The organism is Stenotrophomonas sp. NPDC077659, from assembly GCF_050268705.1.
Classification (GTDB): Bacteria; Pseudomonadota; Gammaproteobacteria; order Xanthomonadales; family Xanthomonadaceae; genus Stenotrophomonas.
On record NZ_JBNNHG010000014.1, the window covers coordinates 36,682 to 48,281 of the forward strand.

At 68.7% G+C, this 11,600-nt stretch carries 6 protein-coding genes; all 6 read right to left on the reverse strand.

The window, feature by feature from the left end; all coding sequences use genetic code 11:
* Nucleotides 1-9 precede the first annotated feature (9 nt).
* Complete coding sequence (locus ACQKDV_RS03940) at nt 10-474, reverse strand: chemotaxis protein CheW (protein WP_427782483.1); 465 nt, start codon at nt 472-474, stop codon at nt 10-12.
* A complete protein-coding gene (locus ACQKDV_RS03945; RefSeq protein ID WP_427782484.1) occupies nt 471-1,817 on the reverse strand; it encodes a chemotaxis protein CheB in 1,347 nt (448 codons plus the stop codon). Before ACQKDV_RS03945 ends, ACQKDV_RS03940 begins: the two co-directional genes overlap by 4 nt.
* On the reverse strand, nt 1,804-8,463 hold the full coding sequence (locus ACQKDV_RS03950) for an Hpt domain-containing protein (RefSeq protein ID WP_427782485.1): 6,660 nt from the start codon (nt 8,461-8,463) through the stop codon (nt 1,804-1,806). Before ACQKDV_RS03950 ends, ACQKDV_RS03945 begins: the two co-directional genes overlap by 14 nt.
* 100 nt (nt 8,464-8,563) lie before the next feature.
* Nucleotides 8,564-10,600 (reverse strand): methyl-accepting chemotaxis protein, encoded by a 2,037-nt coding sequence (locus ACQKDV_RS03955; RefSeq protein WP_427782486.1) that lies wholly within the window; start codon nt 10,598-10,600, stop codon nt 8,564-8,566.
* Between the two features lie 41 nt (nt 10,601-10,641).
* On the reverse strand, nt 10,642-11,172 hold the full coding sequence (locus tag ACQKDV_RS03960) for a chemotaxis protein CheW (protein ID WP_427782487.1): 531 nt from the start codon (nt 11,170-11,172) through the stop codon (nt 10,642-10,644).
* Nucleotides 11,172-11,534, reverse strand: a complete 363-nt coding sequence (locus ACQKDV_RS03965; RefSeq protein WP_427782488.1) for a response regulator — start codon at nt 11,532-11,534, stop codon at nt 11,172-11,174. The genes ACQKDV_RS03960 and ACQKDV_RS03965 overlap by 1 nt, the downstream gene beginning before the upstream one ends.
* Nucleotides 11,535-11,600: the final 66 nt, after the last annotated feature.

The window sequence follows — 11,600 nt, forward strand, 5'->3', positions numbered from 1 at the left end:
GCCCGGCGGTCAGGCGGCCAGCGAATCCAGCGCCGATTCCAGCGCGTCCAGGTTCGGCAGCAGCGCGCTCTGTTCACCCAGCAGCACGCGCATGTGCACGATCTCCGGCAGGGTTTCCTCCGAGGCATCGGCCAGCAGGCCGTCGCGCGGCACGGCGATCAACTGCGGGAAGTTCTGCGTCAGCAGTGCGTAGTACGGGCGCTGTGCGTTGCCGCTGAGCGCCTTCAGCACCACCACTTTGTTGTGCCCCCCCACCGCTTCATCGCCCAGCCCGGACAGACGGGCAAAGGACAGCAGCGGTACCTGCCAACCGTGCCAGGCGATCTGCCCGACCAGCCAACGCGGTGCATCGGCCACCGGTTCAACCGGCACGCGCGACATCATTTCGGCCACCGTCGCATTGGGCAGCAGCACGCGTTCAGCACCGGCCTGGATCAGGACGCCGCGGATTTCATCATTGCTGGCGTAGCTCATGGCGTTTCTCCGTTGTCCTCGTCCCATCGCGCGGCGATGGCCTGCGCCAGTTCCTGCGGTTCGCCGGCAACCATGCCGGCAGCGACCACCGCCGTTGCAGCAGCCGGGTCATAGCAGCCCTCGCCCACCTGGCCGGCCACCCAGGCGCCGGCGGCAGCCAGGTCCAGGGCCGGGCCGACGTGTGCCAGGTCGGCACCACTGAGCAGCACCAGTGCACTGTGTTCGGCCGGCAGGGCGGCAATCGAAATACCCGCCGGATCGGTCTGGAAATGCAGGCCATCGGCCACGGCACGCACGCCGATGTCATCGGCCAGCACGTGCACCTCGCCCGGGGTGGCACGCCGGCCGGCTTCGGCCAGCTGCACCGGCAGCGGCGACACGCGCGCCATCTGCTTGACCAGATTGCCGTAACGGCCACCGTCCAGGCGCATGTACACCAATACCGGCACGGCCAGCGCGGTGGGCAGTGCGGCCAGCAGGCGGCGCAGCGCATCCGGGCCACCGATGCCGGCCAGCACCAGCAGGGCACCGGCGCGGGACCCGGCCGGCAGGCTGGCATCCAGGTCGACCAGGCTCAGGCGTCCGGTATCGTAGGACGGCACGGCCACCGCATCCGTTCGCGTGCTGGTTCCTGGCGCGGCCGCATCGGCGGCCTCGTCGACCAGCGACCAGGCGGTGTGATCGAAGGACAGCGGCGGCGGCTCGGTGACGGCGGGTGCGGGCACAGACGGCTCGGCCGGTGCCGCATCGATGTCGGCGGCATCCACCTGTGCCTGCAGGGCAGCCAGGTGCTGTTCCAGCGACACCGGTTCGGCGAAAGCTGCAGGCGGTGCAGGCGACGCGTACAGGCCGTCTGCAGGCACATCGCCCGCCCAGTCCTGCGCCTGCTCCATATGAGCGTGCAGTACCGCGTCCTGCGGTGGTACCGGCGGCGGTGCAGGCCGGCCCGGCTCCAGTTGCAGGCTGGGTTCGTCCTCGGCACCTGGCGGCAGCACCTGCTGGTGGCCATGCAGCTTTGCCGACAGGTGGCGGCCCCAGCGTTGCGCTTCCCAGCCGTCGCGGCGCGCGGCGAGTTCGGCTTCGTCGAACACCAGCGTCAGGCCCGGTGCCGACAGTGCCGTCTCCAACCGTTCAAGCGCATCTTCAATGGCCGCTTCCAGGGCGATCACCACGAACTGCGGACGGGCATCGGCCAGGGCCTGCGGCTCCAGCGTGGTCGGGTCGTCTTCCAGCACGAGATGCACATCGGCATGGGCCAGCGCTTCGCGCAGGCGCTCGCGTGCCGCGCCCGGGCGGGCCAGCAGGGCGACGGCCGGAACCGGATTGACATCACTCACGGACACGGGCGATCCCCAGCAGGTCATACACGTTGCGCATCAGGTCCAGCTCCTGGTACGGCTTGCCCAGGTAGCGCTGCACGCCGATCTCGAAGGCGCGCTGGCGATGCTTGTCGCCGCTGCGCGAGGTGATCATCACGATGGGCACGTCCCTGTAGCGCGGGTCGGCACGCATCGCGGTGGCCAGCTCATAGCCGTCCATGCGCGGCATCTCGATGTCCAGCAGCATCAGGTCGGGCACACGCTCTTCCAGCTGCTCCAGCGCTTCGACACCGTCGCGGGCGACGCTGACCTCGAAGTTGTGGCGTTCCAGGATGCGGCCGGTGACCTTGCGCATGGTCAGCGAATCGTCGACCACCATCACCAACGGCACCTGCCGGTCCTGCCGTGGTGCGTTGACCTGCACCGGCGCGGTCGGGTTGGCCAGGTAGCGGCGCACCAGCGGTGCCACGTCGAGGATGACCACCACCCGGCCATCGCCGGTGATGGTGGCACCGTAGATACCCGGCACCGAGGCGATCTGCAGGCCAACCGGCTTCACCACGATTTCGCGGTTGCCCAGCACCTGGTCGATGGCCACGGCGGCACGCAGATCGCCGGCGCGGACCAGCAGCAGCGGCACCTGGTCCTGGCCATCGGCACGGGCCGGTGCCTGACCGACCAGGCTGCCCAGGTCGTACAGCGGGTAGTCTTCGCCGCTGTAACGATAGCTGCTGTCGGCCGCTTCAAAACGCTCGCGCGACAGGCGGCCGATGCCACTGACCGAGGCGACCGGCACGGCGAAGGTGGTTTCGCCGATCTGCACGAACACGGCCTGGGTGACCGCCAGGGTCTGCGGCAGGCGCAGGGTGAAGCGCACGCCCTGCCCGCGCACCGACTGGATGTCGACCGAGCCGCCGAGCTGGCGCACTTCGTTGCGCACCACGTCCATGCCCACGCCGCGGCCGGCCAGCTGGCTGACCTGGTCGGCGGTGGAGAAGCCGGCAGCGAAGATCAGGTTGTCCAGTTCCTGCTCGTTCGGCGCCGCATCGGCGGCCAGCAGGCCGCGGTTGATGGCGCGGCGACGGATCGCTTCGCGGTCCAGTCCGGCACCGTCATCGGCCACTTCCAGCACGATTTCCGAGCCTTCGCGGTGCAGGCGGATGGTGATCTCGCCTTCCTCCGGCTTGCCCGCAGCGCGGCGTTGTTCCGGAGCTTCCAGGCCATGGGCCACCGAGTTGCGCAACATGTGCTCCAGCGGCGCGACCATGCGGTCCAGGACGTTGCGGTCCAGTTCGCCGTGGGTACCTTCCAGGGTGAGGTGGACCTGCTTGCTGGTGTCCATGCCGGCCTGGCGGACGACACGGCGCAGGCGCGGCACCAGCCCGTCGAACGGCACCATGCGCGCACGCATCAGGCCGTCCTGCAGTTCCGAGCTGACGCGCGACTGCTGCTGCAGCAGCGAATCGTACTGGCGCGACAGATCGTCCAGCACACCCTGCAGGCCGCCAAGGTCGGCCGCCGATTCGTTCAGCGCGCGGCTGAGCTGCTGCAGCGTCGAGAAGCGGTCCAGTTCCAGCGGGTCGAACTTCTGGTCGGCCTGGTCCTGCTCGCGCTGGTAACGGGCGACGATCTGCGCCTCGGTTTCCAGGTCGAGACGGCGCAGCTGGTCGCGCAGTCGCGCATTGGTGCGCTCCAGTTCGCCCATGGCGCCACGGAAGGCACCGAGCTGCTGTTCCAGCCGCGAGCGGTAGATGGCCACTTCACCGGCATGGTTGACCAGGCGGTCGAGCAGATCGGCGCGCACGCGCACCTGCTCCTGCTGCGGACGCGCCAGCGGGTCTTCTTCGGCACTGCCCTCCACCGGCAGCGGCGCCGACAGCGGTGCGTCGGCCAGGACCGGCGGCGCGAGCGTCGCCGGGGCCTCGCCGACGACGGCGGTCGGAGCTTCAGCGGCGATGGCAGCCTCGGCACCATCGCCACGGGTACGGGCTTCGAACGCCTCCACCAGGTCCTGCGCGGGTTCGACCACACGGTGGTCGCCGGTACGGGTCAGCAGCTGGTGCAGGCGATCAAAGCCGCGCTCCAGCAGCTGCACGTCGCGGTGTTCGATCTCGGTGCGGCCGGCGGCCACCGCTTCCAGCAAGGATTCGATGCTGTGGCCCAGGTCACCGATGGCGTTGATGCCAGCCATGCGTGCACCGCCCTTCAGCGTGTGCAGATCGCGCTGCAGGCCGGCCACGACTTCGCGGTCCTGCGGTGCATCACGCAGCTCGCTGATCAGGCCATCGCAATGGTCGAGCAGGTCCTTGCCTTCTTCAACGAAGATGTCCACCAGCTCGCGATCATGGATGCTGAAGTCGAGCGCATCGGCTTCGGCTTCGGCTTCGGCTTCGGCAGCTTCGAGCTCGATGGGCGCGACCTGGTCAGCTTCGACGTGGTCGGTCGGTCGGTCGACCGCGTCCGATGCCGGCGCGGCGGCTTCGGCCCCCGGACTCAAGCCCGGGGCATCTTCCATCTCGAACAGACGCGGCGGTGCGGCAGCCTCTACGGGCACCTCGCCCGGCGAAACTTCGTCCACCGTGGCCGGGGACGGCAGCTCGGCGCCCCTTCCTTCACCGGCCAGCGCCTCCGCGCCGACGTCCGCATCTTCGGCAAAGGCCTCGGCCTCGCCCGGCGCGGGTTCGCTGGCCTGCAGGCCGAGCACGGGCCACTGGCCGTCCTCGCCCTGTGCCTGTTCTTCCTCGATCACGTGCAGGCCAGCCTCGCGTGCAGCGTCCAGCGTGACCGGTTCGGCAAACGCCGGCACAGCCATTTCATCGGCCAGTGCGTCGACGTTTTCGTCTTCATCCTCAACGTCGGACACCTGCGTTCGCCCGTCCACGGCAAGCGCTTCATCGATGGCAAGGATGGTGTCCTCGCCCGGATCACGGTCGTCCACCGGCAGCGCGCTGGCGTCCAGATACGGTGAGAGGTCATCGGCCGCTGTCAGCGCGGTCTCGTCCAGAGCGTCCGCAATGGGGGCGAAGAGCAGGGTCGGGGGGGCAGCTTCGTCGTATTCGATGGCTTCGCTGGCGGCCTCTTCGACTGCCGTCGGCAACGTGGCAGCGGCCTCCGGCATCGACGGCCAGCCGGCGTCGAAGTAGCGCGACAGATCTTCGCCGCCGGTCAGTTCGGCTGCTTCCAGACCCGTATCCAGTGCGGCTTCGGCCAAGGTCCCGGCCTGCAGCACATCGGCATCAACAGCCGCTTCGTCGTCTGCGGTGATGTCCGCATCGGGCTCAACGCGGGTCTCCACTTCGATGTCGGCAGCCTCGGCTTCGTCCAGCGCCTCGTCGTCCAGCGCCAGATCCATCATCGGCCAGCGCGCTTCCGGCAGCTCGGCGGCGAGCGCCTGCAGGCGCTGGGCCAGTTCGGCCTGCGGCGCAATGCGCGGCCGTTCGGCCTGCAGCGCCGCCATGGTCGAATTGACGGCCAGCGCAGTGGCGGCCAGTGCGGCCCGCGCGTCCGCGCCCGGCACGACGTTGGCGGCCAGCGCACGCTTGATATAGGACTCTGCGCCACCGGTGACGGCGGTGATCTCCGGCACTTCGGTCATCGCGAAGGCGCCGTTCATGGTGTGCACGGCGCGCAGCAGTGCGTCGTTCACCGGCTGCTCGCCCTGCTGTGCCGACTGCAGCCACTGCTGCAGGGTCGCCAGGTGGACGTCCACCTCGGCTTCCAGGATCTCGCGCAGCACGCTGTCGATATTGGCCGGAGTACCGACCGGCCCGGCCACGGGCGCGGCGGAAACCGCCTCATCTGCGAGCTCAGCCGCTTCCACCTGCGGCGCGTCCACCACGGCTTCGGCCTGCTCGACCGGCTGCGGGGCCGCAGCCACCGGCAACGGTACGTAGAAGGTTTCCTCGCCAGCGGCGACGCGGTCAGCGATGGCCTGCATCGCCTGCAGATCAGCAGTGACGCGCTGGCCATCACGCAGCGCGGCGTTCAGCTGCGGCAGCGCATTGCTGGCATGGTCGACCATCGCCAGCACCGCCGGGGTGGCCGGGCGGCTGCCATCAAGCACACGGTTGAGCATGCCCTCGATCTTCCAGGCGAACTCACCCAGGGTGCGGGCGCCGACCAGGCGGCCACTGCCCTTGAGGGTGTGGAAGATGCGACGGATCGGACGCAGCCGGTCCATATTGTCCGGCTGCATGCGCCACGCCGGCAGCAGGGTGGCGAGATTGCCCATCTCGTCGTCGAATTCTTCCAGGAACACCTCGCGGATGTCCTGGTCGATGTTCTCGGCGTCGTCGTCGAAACCGGCTTCGAAACCGGCATGCTCGGCGGCCACCGGCACCGCTTCCGGCGCGGGCGCTGCCGGTGCGGCCTGCGGATTGAACTCGGCTGCGGCAGCGCTCAGTTCGGCGAAGAACTGCGCGTCGGCCTCGCTGAAATCGATGGCGGCGATGGTGTCGACGTCGACCAGCGACACGGTCGCGGCGGGCGCCGTGGTCGCCGCCAGTTCCTCATCCACGCCGGTTTCGGCGGCAGCGAGGGCTTCGATCATTTCCACCGGCGCGGCCTCGGCAGCAACGTCGGCAAGGTCGATCTGCTCGACGGGCTTGATCGTTGCAGCCGCTCCGCTGGCTTCGAACGGTGCGGCCTCGCTGGCATCGACGATGTCCAGTGCCGGCAGCGGCGCGCCCAGTTCATCGTCCAGCGACAGCGTTTCCATCGCCTGCAGCGACAGCACGTCGTCGGCGTTGTCCAGGGCGCTGTTGTCGAAGTGGAACACCACGTCGTCGGCCAGCACGGCCTGGCCGTCATGTTCTGCGGCCACCGGATCGAACACCGGAACAGCAGCCAGCTCCAGCGTAGCGCCACCGGCGGCGACGTCCAGCGCGGCGAAATCGAAGTCCTCGCGGGTGTCTTCCAGTACCAGCGCGTCGCCGTCAGCCTGTGCGTCGGCGGCCTCGGACAGCGTCCACTCCGGGGCAGCGTGGCCGGGTGCGCTGGTCTGCCCGGCACCGACCGGTTCGAAGCTGACCGGTTCGAAGTCGGCAAACGTGGGGGCCCGCTCTTCAGCGGCCGGCAGCGTTTCGTACGCGCCGATTTCCCACTGCGGCACGCTCGGTGCAGGCGCGGTGGAGGCCGCAAACAGCAACGGCGCAGGCTCGGCCTGGACCGTTACCTGGGACGGTGCAGGACCGTCCTGCCCGTCCAGTGCACCGAACACCAGCGTGTTGTCGGCCACTGGCGCCGCCGGCAGTGGATCGAAGGTGAAGTCCGGCAGCGGCGGCGGAATCTCGCCCGGTGCGGGCGCGGCCGGCTGCACGGCGATTTCCACCGCCTCCAGCTGCAACGGCACCGCGGCCAGCGGCACGCTCTCGCGTTCGACCGGCTGCAGCGGCGCGATCGAGGCTTCGGCCGCGTCGTTGTGCTGCGCAGGCAGCGGCCAGTAGCGCAGGGTTTCCAGGCTGCTGCGGGTGATGTCGAGGATGTCCTCGCGTCCCGGGCGGCGGTCACGCAGCGCTTCCAGGTAATACTCCAGGCTGGCCATGGCGTCGGCCAGCGTGTCCAGTTGGCGGCCACTGGGCACGCGCTGGCGGCCGATCAGTTCGGCCTCGATGTACTGCTGCACGCCGCGCAGGTAGTCGGCGGCGGTGCCCAGGTCGAGCATGCGCAGCGCGCCGGAGACATCCCCCAGCAGGCGCGGCACGTCCTGCAGTTCGGCATGGTTCCAGCTGGTTTCGATGAAGGCGACGAAGTGCTCGCGGGCGGCGGCGAAATTGGCGATCGCCTCGTGCGCCAGCACCTCCACCGTGCGCCGGTTTTCCACCGCGCTCGGATCGTCCTCGCCACTGCCGCCAGCGCCCAGATGGGCGACCTGGTCATCCAGCGATGCGTCGACATAGAGCAGTGCGCCAGCGATATCCAGCAGCATGTCCTCGTCGATCTGCTGGCGGCCCTCGACCACACCCAGCAGCGCATCACGCTGCTGCGCGACCACGCCACGGGCGGCGCCCAGGCCCATCATGCCCAGCGTGTCGCCCACGGCGCCAAGCTTGGTCACCTGCTCCTGCAGCTGCTGCGGCGCGCCGCCGGTGCGCAGGTGCAGGTCCAGCGCATCCTTGACCTGCAGCAGCTCTTCCTTGACCGCGCTGCCGACGGTGTCCAGCAGCTCGCGGTTGCGCCCGCTCAGGCTGCCACGGGCGTGGTCCAGCTCCGCTTCGGTGGCACTGACGCTGTCCGGCGCGAAGGCGAACAGCACGCTGTCATTGACGCCTTCCTCGCCACGCGCGGCGCGGATCTCGTTCAGCAGCGGCATCAGCACGATGGGAATATCGCGGTGACCGTTCTGCAGGCGTTCCAGGTAATCGGGCAGCAGCACGCTGCCACGCATCAGCGTCGCGCAGGCTTCATCGCGGTCAGCCACACGGTCTTCGCCGACGGCCACGGCCAGCTGTTCCAGTTCTTCGGCCACCATCGCCGGGGCATACAGCTCGACCATGCGCAGGGTGCCCTGCACCTGGTGCAGGTAGCCGGCGCAGATACGCATGCGGCTGCCATCGGCCGGGTCTTCGACAAAGTACTCGACCTCGTTGCGCACCTGGCGCAGGGTCTCGTCCAGCTCGGGCTTGACCCAGCCCAGCGCTGCATGGCTCATCGCATCGCGCAGGCTGCTCATGGACGCGCTCCAGTCGCCGCCGCGCGCAGGCCGCGCGCATTCTGGCGTGGGAAATGGAATTGCTTCATCGAATGATTCCTTGCTCGCCGCCCTGCCCGCGTCACGCCGGCAGCTTGAAGTCGGCGACCGAACGACGCAGGTCGGCCGCCAACTGCGCCAGGTGCCCGATCGACTCGGCAGTCTGTCCGGCACCCTGCGAGGTCTGGCCGGTGATCTGCCGGATCACGCCCATGGTGCGGGTGATGTCCGAGGCCGCAGCGGACTGCTGCTGGGCGGCGATGGAGATGTTCTTGATGAGGGTGTTCAGTGCATTGGACACGCGCTCGATCTCGGTCAGCGCGGTGCCGGCGTCCTCGGCCAGGCGTGCGCCGGACACCACTTCGGCGGTGGTCTGTTCCATCGAGGTGACCGCTTCGTTGGTATCGGCCTGAATGGCCTGCACCAGGTTTTCGATGCGTCGGGTCGCGCCGGAGGTACGTTCTGCCAGGCGCTGCACTTCATCGGCCACGACCGCGAAACCGCGGCCCGCTTCACCGGCCGACGCTGCCTGCACGGCCGCGTTCAGCGCCAGGATGTTGGTCTGCTCGGAAATGTCGTTGATCAGTTCCACGATCGAGCCGATTTCCTGCGACGACTCACCCAGGCGCTTGATGCGCTTGGAGGTTTCCTGGATCTGGTCGCGGATCTGGTCCATGCCCTGGATGGTCTCGCGGACCACGCCGGCACCCTCGGCGGCGATGACCACCGAACGCTGTGCCACGTCGGCCGACTCGGCCGAGTTGCGCGACACCTGTTCAATGCTCGCCGCGATTTCGCCGATGCGGTCCGAAGCCGAGGTGATCTGGTTGGCCTGGTGGCCGGCGGCCTCCGCCAGCTGCATGGCGGTGGCCTGGGTTTCCTGGGTGGACACGGCGACCTTGGCCGAGGTGTCGTTGATGGTGGTCACCAGGTGGCGCAGTTCGTCGACGGCGTAGTTGATGGCGTCGGCGATGGCGCCGGTCATGTCCTCGGTCACCGAGGCCTTGACGGTCAGGTCACCTTCGCCCAGCGAGGAGATTTCGTCCAGCAGCCGCATGATGGCCTGCTGGTTGCGGCTGTTGAACTCCACCTGGGTCTGGTAGCGCAGTTCCTGTTCGCGCGAGCGGCTGCGTACGCTGGTGGAGACGAAGCCGATGATCGCAATCAGCGACAGCGCACCGGAGATGACGCCGATCCAGAAATTCGGGAACAGGCGGGTATCGGACACCGAGCCGAACGAGGAGAATGCTTCGAACAGCTTGCGGCTGTCGTCCAGCATGCGCGCCGAGCCCTGGCCCAGCGCGTTGGCGGCGGACTGCGCGGCGAACAGCTGGCGCGAGCTGGCCAGGATCGCGTCGGCGTCCTGCTTCATCGCTTCCCACTTCTGCTGCGACTGTTCCAGCGCGGCCACCGCACCGGCACCGCGCACGGCGGTGATGCCCAGCTCTTCGTTGCCGTTGCGCAGGCCATCGAGCACCTGCGAGAACACGGTGATGTCACGGGCCAGGGCGTCGCCCGAGGCCGCTGCGGCGGTACCACCGGCGCGCATTTCGGTCACGCGGCGGGCCATCGAACCGGCCACCACGACCTGCTGCAGCGCGCTGTACACCTGCGAGGCGGGTGCGCCGGACGCGGACATCGCGCGCACCAGCTCGTTCAGCTGGGCCTGCAGGCCCGGCACCGCGCCGGTGAAGTTGTTGGCATTGCCGGCCAGGGCCAGCACCGCCGGCTCACTGGCCACCAGCTGGCCCGCCTGCTTGCCCAACGGGGTCCAGGTGTCGGCCAGCGTGGTGATCGCCTTGGACACGCCCGGCTCGTTGCCGTAACGGCCCTGCAGGGTGGATACGTTCTGTTCGATGGCGTTGCGGGTGGCCTTGAAGGCGGTGAACGCCTGCGCGTTGCCGCCCACCGCATCACGGCCCTGGTTGGCCAGCTGCTGCGACAGCACCTGCAGGTCGGCGGCCTTGGAGCCGGCATCGGCCAGGCGGCTGCCCTGCCAGGTGGAAACGCCGGTGTTCACACCGAACACGATCATCGACAGGGCCAGCAGGGCCAGCCAGAGGTTGCTGCCGCCCAGCCGCAGCTTGCCGGTCTTGGGAGCGTCCGAAGCAGTACTCATCGTTCAACCTCGATCTTCAATGCAGGGGGCGTTGCCCGGCCTCAGGCCGCGGCTTGCCGGAATTCAGGGGTGCGCGACAGCAACGAGAGCGAGAACACGCCCCAGTCGTGGCCATCGGCATGGAAGGCGCGATCAACGAAATGGCCGTAGCGGCCTTCAGCCAGGGTGCCGGCCGGGACCTGCTGGCCCAGTTCGAAGCTGCGCTGGCCGAACAGTTCGTCGATGGTCAGCGCCACGTCACCGCCGGCCTGGCGCATGATCAGCACGCGCTGGCCTTCCTGCTGCACGGTGCGGGTGCCTTCCAGGAAGTACTTCAGGTCGACCACCGGGAACAGGTTGCCGCGCAGGTTGCCCACGCCCAGCAGCCAGGGCTGCGCGCACGGCACCGGGGTCACCGGCGGCATCGGCACGATTTCCACCACTTCGCGGAAATCGGACACCAGCCGGCGCTGTCCCACACGGAAACCGACGCCGCGCCACAGGTCCTGGGCGAACTGCCGCTCGGGCAGCTGTACCGCATGGTTCAGGCTGCGCCGCTCGTAGGCTTCAAGAATGTCGAAGGGCGAACGCATCAGGCCACCAGTTCGTTGATCCGCGCGATCAGCTCTTCCTCGCGCGGCGGCTTGACGATGTAATCGGCCGCGCCCTGGCGCAGGCCCCATGCCTTGTCGGTTTCCATCGCCTTGGTGCTGACGATGATGACCGGGATGTGCTTGATGGCCGCGTCACGCGACATCGCGCGGGTGGCCTGGAAGCCGCTCATGCCGGGCAGGACCACGTCCATCAGCACCAGCTGTGGAACCTGGTCACGGATCAGCTGCAGGCCATCTTCGGCGTTGTCCGCTTCCAGCACCTCGTGGCCGGCACGGCGCAGCCACTGGGTGAACACCGCGCGGTCGGTCGGTGAATCCTCGATCAGGACGATACGAGCCATTGTGCCTTTCCCCCGCGCACCGGCAAGAGCTTCTACAACGACCAGGTGTGGTCGCAGCTGCGCCTG